At 71.0% G+C, this 18,670-nt stretch carries 18 protein-coding genes; 11 read left to right on the top strand and 7 right to left on the bottom strand.

The genetic code is table 11. The annotated features are described in order from the left end of the window. Positions 1-55: 55 nt before the first annotated feature. Positions 56-718, top strand: coding sequence for a hypothetical protein (locus tag ACZ51S_RS11700; protein WP_468884719.1), 663 nt, complete (start codon positions 56-58; stop codon positions 716-718). A 9-nt stretch (positions 719-727) separates the two neighbouring features. On the opposite strand, the gene ACZ51S_RS11705 is transcribed toward ACZ51S_RS11700, so the two are convergent. After that, positions 728-1,900 carry a class I SAM-dependent methyltransferase gene (locus ACZ51S_RS11705; RefSeq protein ID WP_468477296.1) on the bottom strand — a complete coding sequence of 391 codons (1,173 nt, stop codon included), beginning with the start codon at positions 1,898-1,900 and terminating at the stop codon, positions 728-730. Between the two features lie 90 nt (positions 1,901-1,990). Here ACZ51S_RS11705 and ACZ51S_RS11710 point away from each other — a divergent pair, with 90 nt between their 5' ends. Both ACZ51S_RS11710 and ACZ51S_RS11715 read left to right on the top strand, forming a co-directional pair. Continuing rightward, complete coding sequence (locus ACZ51S_RS11710) at positions 1,991-2,938, top strand: polysaccharide deacetylase family protein (RefSeq protein ID WP_468804303.1); 948 nt, start codon at positions 1,991-1,993, stop codon at positions 2,936-2,938. Between the two features lie 14 nt (positions 2,939-2,952). After that, positions 2,953-3,822, top strand: coding sequence for a polysaccharide deacetylase family protein (locus ACZ51S_RS11715; RefSeq protein WP_468804301.1), 870 nt, complete (start codon positions 2,953-2,955; stop codon positions 3,820-3,822). 36 nt (positions 3,823-3,858) lie between these two features. Here ACZ51S_RS11715 and ACZ51S_RS11720 read toward each other — a convergent pair whose 3' ends face one another. Continuing rightward, the gene (locus ACZ51S_RS11720) at positions 3,859-4,917 is read right to left on the bottom strand and encodes an aldo/keto reductase (protein ID WP_468477331.1); all 1,059 of its coding nucleotides are present in this window, start codon (positions 4,915-4,917) and stop codon (positions 3,859-3,861) included. 599 nt (positions 4,918-5,516) lie between these two features. Continuing rightward, entirely contained in the window at positions 5,517-5,834 is a 318-nt protein-coding gene (locus ACZ51S_RS11725) for an ArsR/SmtB family transcription factor (protein ID WP_468804299.1), read from the bottom strand. 106 nt (positions 5,835-5,940) lie between these two features. Between ACZ51S_RS11725 and ACZ51S_RS11730 the strand changes: the two genes are divergently transcribed. Next, the gene (locus ACZ51S_RS11730; RefSeq protein WP_388934747.1) at positions 5,941-6,249 is read left to right on the top strand and encodes a putative quinol monooxygenase; all 309 of its coding nucleotides are present in this window, start codon (positions 5,941-5,943) and stop codon (positions 6,247-6,249) included. Between the two features lie 188 nt (positions 6,250-6,437). Here ACZ51S_RS11730 and ACZ51S_RS11735 read toward each other — a convergent pair whose 3' ends face one another. Next, positions 6,438-7,838 (bottom strand): FtsW/RodA/SpoVE family cell cycle protein, encoded by a 1,401-nt coding sequence (locus tag ACZ51S_RS11735; protein WP_468477301.1) that lies wholly within the window; start codon positions 7,836-7,838, stop codon positions 6,438-6,440. 625 nt (positions 7,839-8,463) lie between these two features. On the opposite strand from ACZ51S_RS11735, the gene groES reads away from it, so the two are divergent. Both groES and groL read left to right on the top strand, forming a co-directional pair. Beyond that, on the top strand, positions 8,464-8,772 hold the full coding sequence (gene groES, locus ACZ51S_RS11740; protein WP_030230757.1) for a co-chaperone GroES: 309 nt from the start codon (positions 8,464-8,466) through the stop codon (positions 8,770-8,772). Between the two features lie 132 nt (positions 8,773-8,904). Next, entirely contained in the window at positions 8,905-10,533 is a 1,629-nt protein-coding gene (gene groL, locus ACZ51S_RS11745) for a chaperonin GroEL (RefSeq protein ID WP_388934742.1), read from the top strand. A gap of 93 nt (positions 10,534-10,626) precedes the next feature. Here groL and ACZ51S_RS11750 read toward each other — a convergent pair whose 3' ends face one another. Beyond that, the gene (locus tag ACZ51S_RS11750; RefSeq protein WP_468477302.1) at positions 10,627-11,340 is read right to left on the bottom strand and encodes an ester cyclase; all 714 of its coding nucleotides are present in this window, start codon (positions 11,338-11,340) and stop codon (positions 10,627-10,629) included. Between the two features lie 81 nt (positions 11,341-11,421). After that, positions 11,422-12,195, bottom strand: coding sequence for an SDR family NAD(P)-dependent oxidoreductase (locus tag ACZ51S_RS11755; protein ID WP_468174848.1), 774 nt, complete (start codon positions 12,193-12,195; stop codon positions 11,422-11,424). A gap of 170 nt (positions 12,196-12,365) precedes the next feature. Between ACZ51S_RS11755 and ACZ51S_RS11760 the strand changes: the two genes are divergently transcribed. Further along, the gene (locus ACZ51S_RS11760; protein ID WP_468960621.1) at positions 12,366-13,274 is read left to right on the top strand and encodes a LysR family transcriptional regulator; all 909 of its coding nucleotides are present in this window, start codon (positions 12,366-12,368) and stop codon (positions 13,272-13,274) included. Between the two features lie 158 nt (positions 13,275-13,432). On the opposite strand, the gene ACZ51S_RS11765 is transcribed toward ACZ51S_RS11760, so the two are convergent. Next, positions 13,433-13,759 carry a WhiB family transcriptional regulator gene (locus ACZ51S_RS11765; protein WP_388934733.1) on the bottom strand — a complete coding sequence of 109 codons (327 nt, stop codon included), beginning with the start codon at positions 13,757-13,759 and terminating at the stop codon, positions 13,433-13,435. A 379-nt stretch (positions 13,760-14,138) separates the two neighbouring features. Here ACZ51S_RS11765 and ACZ51S_RS11770 point away from each other — a divergent pair, with 379 nt between their 5' ends. The 4 genes from ACZ51S_RS11770 to ACZ51S_RS11785 all read left to right on the top strand — a co-directional run bounded on the left by ACZ51S_RS11770 (position 14,139) and on the right by ACZ51S_RS11785 (position 18,638). Next, positions 14,139-14,750, top strand: a complete 612-nt coding sequence (locus tag ACZ51S_RS11770) for a response regulator transcription factor (RefSeq protein WP_003948568.1) — start codon at positions 14,139-14,141, stop codon at positions 14,748-14,750. A gap of 342 nt (positions 14,751-15,092) precedes the next feature. Continuing rightward, positions 15,093-15,722 carry a sigma-70 family RNA polymerase sigma factor gene (locus tag ACZ51S_RS11775; protein ID WP_388934731.1) on the top strand — a complete coding sequence of 210 codons (630 nt, stop codon included), beginning with the start codon at positions 15,093-15,095 and terminating at the stop codon, positions 15,720-15,722. 147 nt (positions 15,723-15,869) lie between these two features. Continuing rightward, a complete protein-coding gene (gene guaB, locus ACZ51S_RS11780) occupies positions 15,870-17,369 on the top strand; it encodes an IMP dehydrogenase (RefSeq protein ID WP_388934728.1) in 1,500 nt (499 codons plus the stop codon). Between the two features lie 144 nt (positions 17,370-17,513). Next, positions 17,514-18,638: a GuaB3 family IMP dehydrogenase-related protein gene (locus tag ACZ51S_RS11785; RefSeq protein WP_388934725.1), complete on the top strand. Its 1,125-nt coding sequence runs from the start codon at positions 17,514-17,516 to the stop codon at positions 18,636-18,638. Positions 18,639-18,670: the final 32 nt, after the last annotated feature.

An 18,670-nucleotide genomic window follows, 5' to 3' on the forward strand; every position in this document is an offset into this window, starting at 1 on the left:
GGCGGTCGAGGAGCTCTGCGGCGAAGCTCGAAGGGCCGCCGCTAGGGTCGTGCGCATGCCTAGCCGTGACCTCCCGCCCCCGCCGCCGCCCGCGCACCTGCGCGAGTGGCTGGACGAGGGCGTCGTACGGGCCGACCGCGCGCGTTTCCTCGCGGACCTGAGCCGGCGCAGTCTCGGACTCGGCCGGCTGCTGTCGCTCTGGGGCGTCGCGGCGGCCTTCGCGCTGGGCTGGACCTTCGCAGGGCTGGCCGTGACGGCCTTCGCGGCGGGCGGCCCGGCCGGCTGCCTCGCCGGGGCCGTCTGCTCCGCGGCCGGGACCGCCGTACTGCTGCGCGCCGGGCTGTGCTGCGCGCGCGGCGCCCGGCGGGAGCGGCAGGTGCGGCAACTGCTGTGCGCGTGGGTCCTGGCGGGCAGGGACCCCGGGGCCGATACCCGCCTGCGGGCCCCGGCGCGGAGCGCGGTGTGGCTGGCGGCCTCCCTGGCGCTGGGCGGGTTCGGCCTCTGGCTGGCCTTCGCGTCGGCGGCCGGGGCGCGGCCGGGCACGGACACGTACGGGGAGGTGGCGTACTTCACGGGCCTCGGCATGATCCTGTGGACCACCGCCCTGCTGGGGCTGGCCAAGGCCGCGGCGTACTCCCGCTGGACCCGCACCCCGGCCCCGGCGGCGGGCGACCGGCCCCGGCTCCGCGTGCCGGAATCCCGCCTCGCGGGGGTGTGAGGGGCCGGTCTAGGGAGCCGGGTGGCCGATCAGCATCGACGGCGCCCCCGCCACCCGCGTCAGGAAGACCGTCGCCGAGTTCGGGCCCTGCGGCTTGACCTTCCTGCGCAGCTCCTCCGGCTCGATCGCGGACCCCCGCTTCTTCACGGTCAGGATCCCGACCTCCCGCTCGCGCAGCAGCGCCTTGAGCTTCTTCAGCCCGAACGGCAGTACGTCGGTGATCTCGTACGCGGTCGCGTACGGCGTCCGGCGCAGCTCGTCGGCGGTGATGTAGGCGATGGTCGGGTCGATGAGCCGCCCGCCCAGCTGCCCGGCCACCTCCGCGACGAGGTGGGCGCGGATCACGGCCCCGTCGGGCTCGTACAGCCAGCGCCCGACCGGCCCCGCCTCCGGGTCCGGCAGCGGTTCGGCGGTCTCCAGCGCGCGCGGCCCCGGCAGCAGGGTGGCCCGTACCGTGCCCGGCGCGGTGCCGAACCACAGGACGGCCTCCTTCACGTCCCCGTGGTCGGAGATCCACTCGGCCTCGGCCTCCGCCGGAACCGCCTCGTGCGGGATGCCGGGCGCGATCTTGATGGCCGCGAACCGGGCCGCGCGGGCCGTCTCCACCGCCCACGACAGCGCCGGCGAGTACGACTCCGGGTCGAAGACGCGGCCGCGCCCGCCCCGCCGCGCGGGGTCGAGGAAGACGGCGTCGTACGAGGACACGTCCACGGCCGTCACATCGGCCTCCCGGACCTCGATCAGGTCCGCCAGCCCCAGCGCGTCGGCGTTGGCCCGCGCGACGGCCACCGTCAGCGGGTCGCGGTCCACGGCCAGCACCCGGATCCCGCGCCGGGCCAGCGCCAGGGCGTCCCCGCCGATCCCGCAGCACAGGTCCGCGACGCTGCGTACGCCCAGCCCGGCGAGCCGCTCGGCGCGGTACGCGGCCACCGGCGCGCGGGTGGCCATCTCCCCGCCGCCGGGGGTGAAGTACATCCGGTAGGCGTCCTCGGCCCCGAACTTCGCCACCGCCCGCTGCCTCAGCCGGGCCTGCCCCAGCGCGGCCGAGACCAGCGCGGCGGGGTGCTCGCGGCGCAGCCGGGTGGCCACGGCCAGCTCCCGGGCGGAGTCGTAATCGCGGAGCGAGGTCAGGAGGGCGCGGCCCTCGGGGGTGAGGAGCGCGGCGAAGTCTTCGGGGGTCACCGGTTCATTGTGGGCCAGCCGGTGGAAGGGGCGGGTCCGGCCGTGGTGTCGTCCGGGGCGCGGCGCCGCCTGGTGCAAGGATCCGCTGCTATGCAGCTTGTACGACAAACGTCACATACTTCGCAGTATGGTCACCGGCTCGCGGGACGCCCGCGCGGCCGGTACGGGGTGGCCCTGGCCGCGCTGCTGGTCGCCGCCCTGGGCACGGGGTGCGGCGCCGCGGAGTCCGGGAAGCCCGCCAAGGCCAAGCCCGGCCAGGGGACGGAAGCGGGCGGCGCGGCCGGTGCGCTCGCCAACCCCGCCGAGAAGCTCAAAGCCGCCCAGCAGGCCCGCATCGCCGCGGCCAAGAAGTGGCGGCTGGCCAAGACGCCGCTCCTGGCCCCGGCCGCACCCAAGGAGAAGCCCGAGATCACCACGCGCGAGGGCTTCGAGGTCGAGGACCAGGACGAACTGCCCCCGGTCTTCACCACCATCCCGACCGAGGACAAGGTCGTCTTCCTGACCGTGGACGACGGGGCCGAGAAGGACCCCGAGTTCATCAGGATGATGAGCGAGCTGAAGATCCCGTACACGGCCTTCCTCAGCGACTACCTCGTGCGCGAGAACTACCCCTACTTCAAGGAGATGCAGGCGGCGGGCGTCACCCTCAACAACCACACCGTCAACCACCGCTACATGCCCGGACTCTCGTACGAGCAGCAGCGCGAGGAGATCTGCGGCCAGCAGGACATCATCCAGAAGCAGTTCGGCAAGCGGCCCTCGCTCTTCCGCCCGCCGTACGGCAACTACAACCAGGACACGCTGCGCGCCGCCAAGTCCTGCGGCATCAAGGCGGTCCCGCTGTGGAACGCCGAGGCGTTCGTGAACCGGATGGAATACCGCGAATGGGACCGCGATCTCCACCCCGGTGACATCATCCTCACGCACTTCCGGGGCCGGGAGGACTGGAAGGGCACGATGCCTGACATGATCCGTCATGTCATGAAGACCGTCACGGACAAGGGATATGCCGTGGCACGCCTGGAGGACTACTTGTGAGGTATGCGCGCCGGTTGGTAGCCGGGACGCTGACGGCCGGCGCGCTCGCGCTGTCCCTGACGGGATGCGGGAACAGCGTGGACCCCATCGAACGGCTGGGCCGCAAAACCGCTCAGGACACCGCTTCCCCCTCGGCGCCCCCGTCCGCGCCGGCCCCCGCGGCGAGCTCCGCACAGGCCGGCACGGCGGGGGACGAGGCGTACCGGAAGTGGGGCCTGAAGGCCCCCGTCCAGTACGCCCCCAAGCCCGCCCAGAAGCCTCAGCTCCCCAAGGCCGCCCCGGGCAAGGCGGCCGTGGTGGACCGAATACCCGTCGCGCCGACGGAGAAGGTCGTCTTCCTGACCTTCGACGACGGCGCGGAGAAGGACCCCGAGTTCCTGAAGATGGCGGCCGACCTGAAGCTGCCGATCAGCATGTTCCTGACGGACAACGTCGCTTCCTCGGACTACGGCCACTTCGAGAAGCTCCGCGACAACGGCTCCGGCAGCACGGTGAACAACCACACCCTGACGCACCCGAACCTGCGCACCCTCCCCTTCGCGGCGCAGAAGAAGGAGATATGCGGGCAGCAGGACCGCCTGGAGAAGCGCTTCGGCAAGCGCCCCCCGCTCTTCCGCCCGCCGTTCGGGAACTACAACGACGACACCCTCAAGGCCGCCGCCGAGTGCGGGGCCCCGACGGTGGTCCTGTGGCGGGCGTCGATGCAGGTCAACGACTTCCAGTACGCGGAGGGCTCCACCCTCAAGCCGGGTGACATCATCCTGGCCCACTTCCGCGGCCCGTCGGAGCTCAAGGGCGCGACGGAGACCCAGATGACGGCGCGGATGCTCCAGCGGATACAGGACCAGGGGTACAGGATCGGGCGCCTGGAGGACTACCTGTAGGACTGCTTGTAGGGCCACCTGTACGGGCCGGGCGGGCTAGCCGGCGCTGCGGTCCGCGAGGGGACGGCGACGCTGCGCGGGATCGGTCAGCGACAGCGGCTGCCAGACGCCGTCCGGGTGGTAGAGGTTGGTGCCCGGCGGCACGATCTCGTCGATCCGGTCCAGCACCCCGTCGTCCAGCACCAGATCGGCCCCCTTGAGCGCGGCCTCCAGCTGCTCGGCCGTACGCGGCCCGATGATCACCGAGGTGACGGCCGGATGCGCGAGCGGGAAGGCGAGGGCCAGCTCCGGCACCGTGCGGCCGATCCCGTCCGCCACCTCCGCGAGCCGCTCGACGGCCTCCAGCTTGGCGACGTTCCCCGGGATCGACAGGTCGAAGCGCGCGGGGTGCAACGCGGCCCGGCCGGTGGTCATGTCGATGGCGCGGCCCAGCCGGTGCCTGCCGCTCAGGAAGCCGGACGCCAGCGGGCTCCAGGTCAGCACGCCCATGCCGTAGCGACGGGCGACGGGCAGGACGTCCCGCTCGACGCCCCGCGCGAGGATCGAGTACGGCGGCTGCTCGGTGCGCGGGCGCGGCAGTGCGCGGCGTTCCGCGACGTGGTGCGCCTCGGTGATCTGCTCGGCGGGGAAGGTGGAGCAGCCGAAGGCCCGGATCTTCCCGGCCCGGACCAGGTCACCGAGGACGGACAGGGTCTCCTCGATGTCGGTCGAGGGGTCGGGACGGTGCACCTGGTAGAGGTCGATCCAGTCGGTGTCGAGGCGCCTCAGGCTGTCCTCCACGGCCCGCGTGATCCAACGGCGCGAGTTGCCGCTGCGGTTGCGGCCCTCACCCATCTGGAAGTGCACCTTGCTGGCGAGCACGACGTCGTCCCGGCGCCCCTTGAGGGCCTTGAGCGCCTTGCCGACGATCGTCTCCGACTCGCCGGCGGAGTACATGTCGGCGGTGTCGACGAAGTTGATGCCCTGGTCGAGGGCGGCGTGGATGATCCGGACGCAGTCGTCGTGATCGGGATTGCCGATCGCACCGAACATCATCGTGCCGAGGCAGTACGCACTCACCTCGATGCCGGTCCCACCCAGGTTTCGGTATCGCATGGTCATACGGGCGGACTGTAGGAGCTGGAGCGCGCTCCAAGTCAAGGGGTGGGGGTGGGGCGGGCTTTCGGGCGGTCTCGGAGACGGTTTGGGGGGTTCCCGGCAGTCCCATCGTCCTTCCGGTTCAGGCCGGCCCGTCAAGGGCGCTCCTTCGTCGCGTCGCTTCGCGATGGCCTTCGGCCACCCTTGACCGACCGACCCGCCCCGGAAAGCCGAAAGACTGCCGGGAACCCCCAAAAGAACGGTCACGGGGCAGGAGAAGGGGAGCGGCTCCCTCAGTGACGAGACGAGGGACCGGGCCACGGCCATGTCCCGCATTCGGGCCCGTGTACTGCCCGGCCAGGCCAGGGGCCCGGCTACCCGCACCACATGACGATCAGGACCCCATCCGGGACCGGCAGGCGCATCAGATCGCTACGCGCTCCTCCCGGCATAGCGTCCGACGACCGTCCTGGGCCGATACCCGCACCACATGTCGACCAGGGCAGCATTCCGGGACGGATGGGCGCATCAGATCGTTACGCGCTCCTCATTTCTCGGCGGCTGATGCCCGTCTCGGGCTGATGGCTGCGCTGGAGGGCGATCACAGAGGGGAACCCTCATGGGCCCGGCTCGGCCGTCAGGATGGTGAGGAGCCCGGGGAAGCGGGCCTCGATGTCCGCTCGACGCAGTTCCGCCATCCGGCTATTGCCCCGGTCGACCTGGCGGACCAGCCCGGCCTCCCGCAGGGTGCGGAAGTGGTGGGTGACCGTCGCCTTGGAAACGGGCAGGGCGAAGGAAGCGCAGGTGCGCGCCGTGCCTTCCGGGGCGGCGGCCAGCTCGCGCACCACCCGGCGGCGCAGCGGGTCGGCGAGCGCGGACAGCACTTTGCCGAGCTCGATTTCCTCGATGGCCGGGTGACCCTCGTCGTCGGGCACGGTGGCGACCTCCTCTCCTTAGGTATGGATTGGATCTTACCTTCGGTGGCTGCTAGCGTCCGACAGGTACGAACTCAGTCGTACCTATCTCTGGGGGAGAACTCTGATGGATCAGCTCGTCACCGTCGTGGGCGTCGCCCGCCCCAAGCCCGAACGCGCCGGAGAACTCATGGACCTGCTGCTCTCCTTCGTCGAGCCCACCCGGCAGGAGCCCGGCTGCCTGGAGTACCACTTCCACGAGGACTGCGAGGAGCCCGGCGTCTTCGTGTTCTACGAGGTGTGGCGCAGCCAGGCCGACCTCGACGCCCACTTGGCGCTGCCGCACCTGCGGGACTTCTGGGAACACCGGATGGACTACCTGGCCACTGACCTGGAACTCCGCTTCGTGAACATGCGCAGCCCCCACGGTCACTAGTCGTGTGGCCCTGATCGGCATGTGGTGCGGGCATCAGCCCCGGACGGCCGTCGGACGCTATGCCGGGAGGAGTGCGTAGCGATCTGACGCGCGGGGGCGGACCGCCGAGGGTCTTTGGGCCCGGATGCCCGGCGGACCGACGCCCGGCCGCCCGTCTCATCGCTGAGGGACCCGTCCCCCCCGGCCCCTCACCCCACCCCCGCCACCACCGGCGTGATCGTCGTCTCCGCCGGGCCGTGGGCGTCCGCTTCGCGTTGGCGTTCCGCGCTGTCGCTGATGCGCAGCAGCAGGGCGATCATGATCCAGTTCGCCAGCAGTGACGAGCCGCCCTTCGCCAGGAAGGGCAGGGCCTTGCCGGTCAGGGGGATCAGGCCCGTCACGCCGCCGGCGACCACGAAGACCTGGAGCGCCAGTGCCGCGGCCAGGCCCACCGCCAGCAGCTTGCCGAACGGATCCCGCGCGGCCAGTGCCATGCGCAGGCCCCGCTGCACGAGCAGGGCGTAGACGAACAGGACGGCCATGACCCCGGCCAGGCCGAGTTCCTCGCCCACCGTCGTAAGGATGAAGTCGCTGCGGCCCGCGAACTTGATCAGCTCCGGGTGGCCCATGCCCAGGCCGGTGCCGGACACGCCGCCGGTGCCGAAGCTGAACAGGGCCTGCGCGGACTGCTCCGAGTTGAGGCCCTGCGGAGGGTTCGGCGAGTAGATCGCCAGGGGGTTCAGCCAGGCGGCGACCCGTGCCTTGACGTGGGGTTCCGTCGAGCCGACCACGAAGGCGCCCACGGCCGCCATGAGCAGGCCGCAGACGATCCAGCTGGTGCGCTCGGTGGCCACGTACAGCATCACCACGAAGACGCCGAAGAAGATCAGCGAGGTGCCGAGGTCGCGCTCGAAGACCAGGACGAGCAGCGACAGGATCCACACCGTGATGATCGGCCCGAGCTGGCGCATCGGGGGCAGGCGCAGGCCCAGGAACTTGCGTCCGGTCAGGGCCAGGGAGTCGCGGTGGACGACCAGGTAGCCCGCGAAGAAGATCGCGATCATGATCTTCACGAACTCGCCCGGCTGGAGCGAGAAGCCGAAGAGGATGATCCACCGCTTCGCGCCGTACGTGTCCGCGCCGAAGAACGCCGGTGCGATCAGCAGGACCAGGGCGATGGCCATGGTGATGTAGATGAACCGCTGGAGCAGCCGGTGGTCGCGCAGCAGCGCCACGGCCAGGATGCAGGCGGCGACCCCGACCACCGTCCACATCAGCTGGTCGGGCGCGTTCGCCACGGAGCCGTACCGCTCGATGTAGCCCTGGTCGAGCCGGTGGATCAGGACCAGGCCGAGCCCGGTCAGCAGCATCGCGAGCGGGAAGACCAGCGGGTCCGCGTACGCCGCGAACCGGCGGATGCCCAGGTGTCCCACCAGGGACAGCAGGGTCAGGCTGATGACGAAGCCGGCGAGGTGCTGCGGCAGCTCGCCGTTCATGGCCAGTCCGGCGCTGACGTGGCCGAAGACGGCGATGCCGATGACCAGGACGAGCAGCAGTGCTTCGGTGCGGCGGCGGGCGCCCGCCGCCGTCAGCGGCCTCAGTCCGCGCACGGGACGCCGCCGCCGCCGAGGGCGCCCCGCTCCGGCCGTGGAGGGGGCGGCGGCGGGGCGGATGACCGGGTGGGGGCGGGGGAAGGAGAAGAGGACGGCGCGGCGTCCGGCGCACCCGGGGTCGTCACAGTGGTCGTCCCGGGGCCGATCTGCTCGGCAATGAGGCGCTTTATCTTCATATCTTCTACGACGCCGATGCCCTCCCCGAGGTTCCTTTCGGAATGACTCATTCCGGATCCTTCGCCGGGACGGACCCTCGCCCGGGCGGGCTGCTGCGGAGGGATTCAGCCAGCTTGCGCGCGTCTTCGGCCGCGGGGGCGCGCCCACCCGAAGCGGCGCATACCGGGCGGAGGCCCCCCGGCGTCCCGGTGTGGGGCCCGGGCGGTCCCGGCGGGGTCGGCGTTCAGCCGAACGGGGGGTTCGGCGGCCGGAATACGTGGAACCGATGGAGCGTGTTGGCACTCCGCTTGACCGAGTGCTAATCGCCGGAATAGTCTCGCACCTGGCACTCGCCCCCGGTGAGTGCCAACACAGCGACAGGCAGGTCCGGCACCCGCGACGACGGATCGACCTGGTCGCCACCTCAGACAGTTAACCCCGGATCTCCGAAGGGGGAGGTCGGATCGTGACGACCGCCAGCTCCAAGGTTGCCATCAAGCCGCTTGAGGACCGCATCGTGGTCCAGCCGCTCGACGCCGAGCAGACCACGGCCTCCGGCCTGGTCATCCCGGACACCGCGAAGGAGAAGCCCCAGGAGGGCGTCGTCCTTGCGGTCGGTCCGGGTCGCTTCGAGGACGGCCAGCGTCTCCCGCTGGACGTCAGCGTCGGCGACATCGTGCTGTACAGCAAGTACGGCGGCACCGAAGTGAAGTACAGCGGCGAGGAATACCTCGTCCTCTCGGCCCGCGACGTCCTCGCGATCGTCGAGAAGTAATTCTCTTCTCCAGTTTTGCTTTGAGCTGCGCCCCTGGTCACCCTGCTGATGCCGGGCGGCGAGGGGCGTAGTTCGTTTCAGGCGGTCGCGGTGAGCGGCCGAGGATCGCAACGAGAGGGCGGAACCGCTCCCATGCCCAAGATTCTGAAGTTTGACGAGGACGCCCGTCGCGCCCTTGAGCGCGGCGTCAACAAGCTTGCCGACACGGTCAAGGTGACGATCGGCCCCAAGGGCCGCAACGTCGTCATCGACAAGAAGTTCGGCGCCCCCACCATCACCAACGACGGTGTCACCATCGCCCGCGAGGTCGAGCTGGACGACCCGTACGAGAACCTGGGCGCGCAGCTCGTGAAGGAGGTGGCGACCAAGACCAACGACATCGCGGGTGACGGCACCACCACCGCCACCGTGCTGGCCCAGGCGCTCGTCCGCGAGGGTCTGCGCAACGTCGCCGCCGGCGCCTCCCCGGCCGCCCTGAAGAAGGGCATCGACGCCGCGGTCAAGGCCGTGTCCGAGGAGCTCCTCGCGACCGCCCGCCCGATCGAGGACAAGTCCGACATCGCCGCCGTGGCCGCGCTCTCCGCGCAGGACGCCCAGGTCGGCGAGCTCATCGCCGAGGCGATGGACAAGGTCGGCAAGGACGGTGTCATCACCGTCGAGGAGTCCAACGCCTTCGGCCTGGAGCTCGAGTTCACCGAGGGCATGGCCTTCGACAAGGGCTACCTGTCCCCGTACATGGTCACCGACCAGGAGCGTATGGAGGCCGTCCTCGACGACCCGTACATCCTGATCAACCAGGGCAAGATCTCCTCCATCCAGGACCTCCTGCCGCTGCTGGAGAAGGTCATCCAGGCGGGTGGCTCCAAGCCGCTGCTGATCATCGCCGAGGACGTCGAGGGCGAGGCCCTCTCCACCCTCGTCGTCAACAAGATCCGCGGCACCTTCAACGCGGTCGCCGTCAAGGCCCCCGGCTTCGGTGACCGTCGCAAGGCGATGCTCCAGGACATGGCCACCCTCACCGGTGCCACCGTCATCGCCGAGGAGGTCGGCCTCAAGCTCGACCAGGCCGGTCTGGACGTCCTCGGTTCCGCGCGCCGCGTGACCATCTCCAAGGACGACACGACCATCGTCGACGGTGGCGGCAACGCCGCTGACGTCGCGGGCCGCGTCAACCAGATCAAGGCCGAGATCGAGTCCACGGACTCCGACTGGGACCGCGAGAAGCTGCAGGAGCGCCTGGCGAAGCTCGCCGGCGGCGTCTGCGTCATCAAGGTCGGCGCCGCCACCGAGGTGGAGCTCAAGGAGAAGAAGCACCGCCTCGAGGACGCCATCTCGGCGACCCGCGCCGCGGTCGAGGAGGGCATCGTCTCCGGCGGTGGCTCCGCGCTCGTCCACGCCGTCAAGGTCCTCGAGGGCAACCTCGGCCTGACCGGCGACGAGGGCACGGGCGTGTCGGTCGTCCGCCGCGCCGCGGTCGAGCCGCTGCGCTGGATCGCCGAGAACGCCGGCCTCGAGGGCTACGTCATCACCTCGAAGGTGGCCGAGCTCGACAAGGGCCAGGGCTTCAACGCCGCCACCGGCGAGTACGGCGACCTGGTCAAGGCCGGCGTCATCGACCCGGTCAAGGTCACCCGCTCCGCCCTGGAGAACGCCGCTTCCATCGCCTCCCTGCTGCTCACGACCGAGACCCTGGTCGTCGAGAAGCCGGCGGAGGAGGAGGCCGAGGCCGGTCACGGCCACGGTCACGGCCACAGCCACTGAGGCTGACGCCGCAGGCACACGAGAGGCCCCCGTCCCGCCGTTCCGTACGGCGGGGCGGGGGCCTTCCCGTTGCCCCGGTTCAGGGCCGGGGGCTCACGAACCCGTCGACTTCATCGGGTCCATCCCCAGCTGGCGCATCATGCCCATGACGTCGTAGTGCCACCAGCCTTCGGCGATCATCCCGTCCTTGCAGCGGAAGGTGGTCTGGCCGGTCGCGCTGACCTTCTTGCCGGTGGGCGCGAGACCCATGAAGTCGCCGGTGTGCGTCGCGTTCCAGGTCCAGAGCGTGGTGACGAGGTCTCCTTCGGCGAGCTGCTGGTCCTTGGTGAAGGTGAACTCGAAGGCGGAGCGCCACATGGCGAGGTCCGCCATCAGGCCGTCGATCCCGGCGGCGTCCGGGTCGGCCTGGAAGATGTCGTGGTCGACGTAGTCGGAGGCGAAGATCTCCTCGGCGACCGACCGGTCGCCCGACACGGCCAACTCGTCGAACATGCGGTCCACGAGCATCTTGTTGAGGTTCTCGTCGCGGACCACGTCCAGGTTGGTGAAGGTCGGCATCCCCTCGCACAGGGCCACCATCTCCTGGAACATCGTGTCCGTCTCCGGGAGCTGGGAGTTCTTCATGGCCTCTTCGTACGAGGGGAATTCGACCACGTCCAGGTAGTGGTTCTCGTCGTCGCGGTCCCTGGCCACGATGCTGTGGGTGACGGTCCGCTTGCCCTGGCTCTGCGAGACGTACCGGTCCAGCAGCTGATTGAGGTCGTCCTGCCGGCTGGTCTTGTAATCGATAATCTGTACGAATGTCATGGCGGTCTCCCGGGCTGGAAGGGACATTTCCAGTTTAGGGAGATTCGTCCCGGTCGGCCGCTCCGCCGGTGACCAGGAGGGCTACTGGGGCCCGTACTTGCGCCCGGTGCGCGAGGACACCCCGCCCAGCAGCCCGCGCGGCGTCAGCTTCACCACGCCCATCAGCGCCTTGTAGCGCGGGTCCGGGATCGACACGGTCCTGCCGCGGGCCAGGTCGGTCAGCGCGGCGGCCACCAGCTTGTCCGCGTCGAGCCACAGCCAGCCCGGGATGTTGTCGGTGCCCATGCCGGCCCGCTGGTGGAACTCGGTCCGCACGAAACCGGGGCACAGGGCCATCAGCCGCACCCCCGACCCGCCGAGGTCCCGCGCCGCGCCCTGGGTGAACTGCACGACCCAGGCCTTGCTGGCGCCGTAGGTGCCGCGCGGTACGAAGGCCGCCACCGAGGCCACGTTGATGACCCCGCCCCGGCCGCGGGAGCGCATCGACTCCGTCGCCGCCGAGGTCAGCCGCAGCACCGCCTCGATGTGCACCTTCAGCATGGTCAGCTCGTCGGCCATCGACACCTCGAGGTAGCGGCCCTTGTTGCCGAAGCCCGCGTTGTTCACGAGCAGGTCCACCGGGTGCTTGCGGTCCCCGAGGCGGTTCTCGACGGACTCGATGCCCTTGTCGGTGGAGAGGTCGGCGGCCAGCACCTCGGCCTCGATGCCGTGCCGGTCGTGCAGTTCGGTGGCCTGTTCGGCCAGCCGCTCGGTGTCGCGGGCCACCAGTACGAGGTTGTGGCCCTGGGAGGCGAGCCGCCGGGCGAAGGCGGCGCCGATGCCCGCCGTGGATCCAGTGATCAGCGCAGTCGTCATGTGCGCAAAATAGCCGCCCGCGCCGGCTTCCGTGCTTCCGCGGGCACGTGCGTGCGATCCGGCGCTCCGCCCGGGCCCCGGTGGGGGCCCGTACGGCTGTGACGGCGGTCTCCTCAAAGGGGCAACTGGGGGATTGGCGTCGGGGTCAAAGGCGGTCTTATGCTCGAAGGGTGATCGAGGCACGCCACCTCCGGATCCTGCGCGCTGTCGCCGGGACCGGTTCCTTCTCCGCAGCCGCCCGCGAGCTCGGCTGCACCCAGCCCGCCGTCTCCCAGCAGATGAAGGCCCTGGAGCAGTCGGCCGGGACCCCGCTGCTGGTGCGCACCGGCCGGGAGATGCGGCTGACCCAGGCGGGCGAGGCCCTGGTGCGGCACGCCGCCGGGATCCTGGCCGGGCTGACCGCCGCCGAGGAGGAGGTCGCGGCCATCGCCGGGCTGCGCGCGGGCCGGGTCCGGCTCGTCTCCTTCCCGAGCGGCAGCTCAACGCTGGTGCCCACCGCGCTCGCCGCGATGCGCGCCGCGCACCCGGGGACGCGCATCTCGCTCGTCGAGGCGGAGCCGCCGAGGTCGGTGGAGATGCTGCGCGAGGGCGACTGCGACGTGGCGCTGGCATTCCGCTACGGCGGGGACGGGCCCGCGGCGGGGAGCGCGGCCGAGTGGGAGGACCTGGTGGTCACCCCGTTGCTGACCGACCGGCTCGTGGGGCTGGTTCCCGAGGGCCACCGGCTGGCGGGTGCCGAACGGGTGGGGATGGCCGAGCTGGCCGGCGAGCCGTGGATCGCGGGCTGCCCGCGCTGCCGCCGCCACCTGGTGGAGGTGTGCGAGGGCGCGGGCTTCACCCCGCGGATCGACTTCGCCACCGACGACTACCCGGCGGTGGTCGGGCTGGTCGGGGCGGGGCTGGGGGTGGCGGTGCTGCCGGAGCTGGCGGTGGAGTCCGTACGGGCGAAGGGCGTGAGCACCCTGGCCGTGGAGCCGGCCGTGGAGCGCGAGGTCGTGGCGCTGACCCTGCCGGACCTGGCGCGCGTACCGGCGGTGGCGGCGACCCTGGGCGAGCTGGTGCGGGCCGCCACGCGCTGACCGTACGGGGGCGTACGGCCGGACGGGTGACGGCCCGGACCTGAGTGGCGGCGACACGCCCGGGCGGGCGCGCGGATCTGAGGGAACGTTCCTTCGGATGTTCTTCCGGATTTCCTTCCGGATGGACGCTGCCGGGTCGGGACGGGCCGGGCCGGCCGTCAGTGCGGCGGGACGGTACCGGTCGTACTGGAGGCGGGGATCAGCCGGTGCCGCGCGCGACCCATCAGTTCCTCGCGTTCGTCCTCGGTCAGCCCTCCCCACACCCCGTAGGGCTCGCGGACGGCGAGTGCGTGCGCGGCGCATTCCGAACGCACCGGGCAGCGCATGCAGACCTCTTTAGCCGAGGCCTCGCGCGCACTCCTGGCCGCGCCCCGCTCGCCCTCCGGGTGGAAGAAGAGGGAGCTGTCGACTCCGCGGCAGGCGGCCAGCAGCTGCCAGTCCCAGAGGTCGGCGTTCGGTCCGGGGAGGCGGGAGAAATCTGCCATTGGTAGTCCTCTTGGTGCCGGGTACTACGCGGATACGGTCCATGTCTCCACACCTACTGTCGTAGTAGATGTAAATATGACTCATTGGGAATCTAGCCTCAGACACATGGCAAACGGAAGGAAAGCCGCCAAATAGGGCATAGCTCCAGATGGAGGACGGTTGGCTCGTGGCTCCGGCGCCGTGATCGCTTCCTCACGTAGAGTGCCGAAGGTGTCCGTCCGACCCGTAACTCTTTCGAGTGACCATCGTTGAGAGAGCGAGTGCGGTTGAAACGAGAGGTTCCCGGACAGGTGTCCGAGGGCATCGATCGCACAGGTGACGATACGTACCAGCCTGGAGGCTCAAGGTGACGCGCATCAGCAGCTGCGGAGGGCGGTCATGACTTCCGTCCTCGTCTGCGACGACTCCCCGCTTGCCCGAGAGGCGCTCCGTCGCGCGGTTGCCACCGTGCCCGGCGTCGAGCGTGTGACGACGGCTGCCAACGGCGAGGAAGTCCTCCGCCGCTGGGGTGCCGACCGCTCCGACCTGATTCTGATGGATGTACGGATGCCCGGGCTGGGCGGTGTCGAGACGGTCCGCCGGCTCCTGTCCGCCGACCCGGGCGCCCGCATCATCATGCTCACGGTCGCCGAGGACCTGGACGGCGTGGCCCTCGCGGTCGCCGCCGGCGCCCGCGGTTACCTGCACAAGGACGCCTCGCGCGCCGAGCTGCGGGCCACGGTCACCCAGGCGCTCGCCGACCCCACGTGGCGACTGGCCCCTCGCCGGCTCCGCTCGGCCGAGATGGGGGCCGCCCCCACCCTGACCGCGCGCGAGATCCAGGTGCTGGAGGGCATGAGCCACGGCCGGTCCAACGCGGAGATCGGGCGCGAGCTCTTCCTCTCCGAGGACACGGTCAAGACGCACGCCCGCAGGCTGTTCAAGAAGCTCGGCGCCTCCGACCGGGCGCACGCCGTGGCACTCGGCTTCCGCTGGGGCCTCGTCCGCTGACCGCCGCAGCGGCGGCCGGCGGACGGCGCGGTCCCGTCCGCCACCGGCGGGCGGGGCGGCAGGCGTCCGCCGGCGCCGCCGTGGCGGAAGTCCCGCCGCCACCCGGTGTTCCGCCGGGGATTGGCGGGGCACAATCCGGGGGACGTGTCGCTTCGGGCGCGATGCCGCATCCTTGATGGTGTGCCGCATTCTTGGAGAGGTCGAGTCCTCCGGGACGACGATTCGGGCCGAGCGGAGGGGAGGGCGCAGATGACGAGTTCCGGCGCACCCGCTCATAACGCTTCGATGCACAACACGGACCGCGATGCCGCGAACGCTCCCGCGTCAAGGCACCATGGATTGATGCGCGACGACGAGGCCCTGGGGTCACCCGCGGCCACAGGCCCCACCGGCGCCGCCAAAGGCGGCAACGCCGGGGCCGTCGGCGCGCTCGTACGACGCGCCGTCGACGGGGACGAGCAGGCCACGCACGACCTGCTGGCCTTCGTGCACCCCCTCGCCCTGCGCTACTGCCGCACCCGGCTGTCGCGGCTCCCGGGTGATGCCCGTCACTTCGTGGAGGACCTCGCGCAGGAGGTCTGCGTCGCCGTGCTGATGGCGCTGCCCCGCTACCGGGACACCGGCCGGCCCTTCGAGGCCTTCGTCTTCGCCATCGCCGCGCACAAGGTCGCCGACCTCCAGCGGGCCGCCATGCGGCACCCGGGGAGCACGGCCGTGCCCTCCGACGAGATGCCCGAGCGGCCGGACGACTCGCTGGGCCCCGAGGAGCGGGCGCTGCTCAGCAGTGACGCCGCCTGGGCCAAGAAGCTCCTCGCGAACCTGCCGGAGAACCAGCGCGAGCTGCTCGTCCTGCGGGTGGCCGTCGGGCTGACCGCCGAGGAGACGGGGCAGATGCTCGGCATGTCCCCGGGTGCGGTCCGCGTCGCCCAGCACCGGGCCCTCAGCAGGCTGCGCGCGCTCGCCGAGCAGTGACCGCCGCGGAGCCGTGCGTTCCCTTTCGTTCCCTTTCTGTCGTAGGAAACGACGAAACTTGCGGTTGACCTTGGTCGTGGAATGAGACGCCCCGGGATCCCGTTAGCATGGACATCCGCGCTGAGCAAGACCATTTGGGAAGGTGTCATGACCGCCGACGGAGTGCCCGACAAATTCGCCACGCTCGGACTGACCTACGACGACGTGCTGCTGCTGCCGGGCGCGTCGGACATGGCCCCCGACCAGATCGACACCTCTTCCCTGATCTCGCGCAACGTCCGGGTGAACGTCCCCCTGCTGTCCGCCGCCATGGACAAGGTCACCGAGTCCCGCATGGCCATCGCGATGGCCCGCCAGGGCGGCGTCGGCGTACTGCACCGCAACCTCTCCATCGCCGACCAGGCCAACCAGGTCGACCTGGTCAAGCGCTCCGAGTCCGGCATGGTCACCGACCCGATCACGGTGCACCCGGACGCGACGCTGCGCGAGGCCGACGAGCTCTGCGCCAAGTTCCGCATCTCCGGCGTCCCGGTCACCGACTCCGCCGGCAAGCTGCTCGGCATCGTCACCAACCGCGACATGGCCTTCGAGTCGGACCGCAGCCGCCAGGTGCGCGAGGTCATGACCCCCATGCCGCTGGTCACGGGCAAGGTGGGCATCTCCGGGGTGGACGCCATGGAGCTGCTGCGCCGTCACAAGATCGAGAAGCTGCCGCTCGTCGACGACGCGGGCATCCTCAAGGGCCTCATCACGGTCAAGGACTTCGTCAAGGCCGAGAAGTACCCGAACGCCGCCAAGGACAAGGACGGCCGGCTGCTCGTCGGTGCGGCCGTCGGCGTCGCCGGCGACGCCTACGAGCGTGCCCAGGCGCTGATCGAGGCCGGCGCCGACTTCATCGTCGTCGACACCGCCCACGGCCACTCCCGCCTGGTCGGCGACATGGTCGCCAAGATCAAGTCGAACTCCTCCGTCGACGTCATCGGCGGCAACGTCGCCACCCGCGACGGCGCCCAGGCGCTGATCGACGCCGGCTGCGACGGCATCAAGGTCGGCGTCGGCCCCGGCTCCATCTGCACCACCCGCGTCGTCGCCGGCATCGGCGTCCCGCAGGTCACCGCCATCTACGAGGCCGCCCTCGCAGCCAAGGCCGCGGGCGTTCCCGTCATCGGCGACGGCGGTCTCCAGTACTCCGGCGACATCGCCAAGGCCCTCGTCGCGGGCGCCGACACGGTCATGCTCGGCTCGCTGCTCGCGGGCTGCGAGGAGTCCCCGGGCGAGCTGCTCTTCATCAACGGCAAGCAGTTCAAGTCGTACCGCGGCATGGGCTCGCTCGGCGCGATGCAGACCCGCGGCGACCGCAAGTCCTTCTCCAAGGACCGCTACTTCCAGGAGGGGGTCGGCGGCGACGACAAGCTGATCCCCGAGGGCATCGAGGGCCAGGTCCCCTACCGCGGCCCGCTCTCCGCGGTCGTCCACCAGCTGGTCGGCGGTCTGCGCCAGTCGATGTTCTACGTCGGCGGCCGCACCGTCCCCGAGCTCCAGGACCGGGGCCGCTTCGTCCGGATCACCTCGGCGGGCCTCAAGGAGAGCCACCCGCACGACATCCAGATGACGGTGGAAGCACCGAACTACAGCCGCAAGGGCTGAGCACGAACACCGCCCGAGGGGGCGGGCCCGGCCGGGCCCGCCCCCTCAGGCGTGCCCCGGTCGTCCGTACAGCGGTCACCGGGACGCGGGCCCCCGCCCTTCGGGGATACTGGACGGGCAGACCCAGAGGAAAGGCCACCACACGTGACTGAGATCGAGATCGGGCGCGGCAAGCGCGGCCGCCGGGCGTACGCCTTCGACGACATCGCCATCGTCCCCAGCCGGCGTACGCGGGACCCGAAGGAGGTCTCGATCGCCTGGCAGATCGACGCGTACCGCTTCGAGCTCCCCTTCCTGGCCGCCCCCATGGACTCCGTGGTCTCCCCGCGGACCGCGATCCGCATCGGCGAGCTCGGCGGCCTCGGCGTGCTGAACCTCGAAGGTCTGTGGACCCGCTACGAGGACCCGCAGCCGCTGCTGGACGAGATCGCGGAGCTGGACGAGGCGAGGGCCACCCGCCGCCTCCAGGAGATCTACTCCGCGCCGATCCAGGCCGACCTGATCGGCCGGCGGATCAAGGAGGTGCGCGACTCGGGCGTCGTCACCGCCGCCGCGCTCTCCCCGCAGCGCACCGCCGAGTTCTCCAAGGCGGTCGTGGACGCGGGCGTGGACATCTTCGTGATCCGCGGCACCACCGTGTCGGCGGAGCACGTCTCCGGCGCCGCCGAGCCGCTGAACCTCAAGCAGTTCATCTACGAGCTGGACGTCCCGGTCATCGTCGGCGGCTGCGCCACCTACACCGCGGCCCTGCACCTGATGCGCACCGGCGCGGCGGGCGTCCTGGTCGGCTTCGGCGGCGGCGCCGCGCACACCACGCGCAACGTGCTCGGCATCCAGGTCCCGATGGCCACCGCCGTCGCCGACGTGGCCGCGGCCCGCCGCGACTACATGGACGAGTCCGGCGGCCGCTACGTCCACGTCATCGCCGACGGCGGCGTGGGCTGGTCCGGCGACATCCCGAAGGCCGTGGCCTGCGGTGCGGACGCCGTGATGATGGGCTCCCCGCTGGCCCGCGCCACCGACGCCCCGGGCAAGGGCAACCACTGGGGCATGGAGGCCGTCCACGAGGACGTGCCGCGCGGCAAGAAGGTCGACCTGGGCACCGTCGGCACCACCGAGGAGATCCTCACCGGCCCGGCGCACAACCCGGACGGCTCGATGAACCTCTTCGGCGCGCTGCGCCGCTCGATGGCCACCACCGGCTACAGCGAGCTCAAGGAGTTCCAGCGGGTCGAGGTCACGGTCGCGGACTCGCAGCACAGCCGCTGACCGCTCTTCGCAAGAAGCCGGAGGGCCGGCAC

This window comes from Streptomyces sp. NPDC034043, assembly GCF_055575675.1.

Coding starts and splice junctions, on each gene's coding strand:
- ACZ51S_RS11755 (WP_468174848.1), bottom strand. CDS start 12,195: ATGACGACTGCGCTGATCACTGGATCCACGGCGGGCATCGGCGCCGCC.
- ACZ51S_RS11765 (WP_388934733.1), bottom strand. CDS start 13,759: ATGGCAGATTTCTCCCGCCTCCCCGGACCGAACGCCGACCTCTGGGAC.
- ACZ51S_RS11775 (WP_388934731.1), top strand. CDS start 15,093: ATGCGCGACGACGAGGCCCTGGGGTCACCCGCGGCCACAGGCCCCACC.
- ACZ51S_RS11700 (WP_468884719.1), top strand. CDS start 56: ATGCCTAGCCGTGACCTCCCGCCCCCGCCGCCGCCCGCGCACCTGCGC.
- guaB (WP_388934728.1), top strand. CDS start 15,870: ATGACCGCCGACGGAGTGCCCGACAAATTCGCCACGCTCGGACTGACC.
- ACZ51S_RS11750 (WP_468477302.1), bottom strand. CDS start 11,340: ATGACATTCGTACAGATTATCGATTACAAGACCAGCCGGCAGGACGAC.
- ACZ51S_RS11730 (WP_388934747.1), top strand. CDS start 5,941: ATGGATCAGCTCGTCACCGTCGTGGGCGTCGCCCGCCCCAAGCCCGAA.
- groL (WP_388934742.1), top strand. CDS start 8,905: ATGCCCAAGATTCTGAAGTTTGACGAGGACGCCCGTCGCGCCCTTGAG.
- ACZ51S_RS11720 (WP_468477331.1), bottom strand. CDS start 4,917: ATGCGATACCGAAACCTGGGTGGGACCGGCATCGAGGTGAGTGCGTAC.
- ACZ51S_RS11770 (WP_003948568.1), top strand. CDS start 14,139: ATGACTTCCGTCCTCGTCTGCGACGACTCCCCGCTTGCCCGAGAGGCG.
- ACZ51S_RS11710 (WP_468804303.1), top strand. CDS start 1,991: ATGCAGCTTGTACGACAAACGTCACATACTTCGCAGTATGGTCACCGG.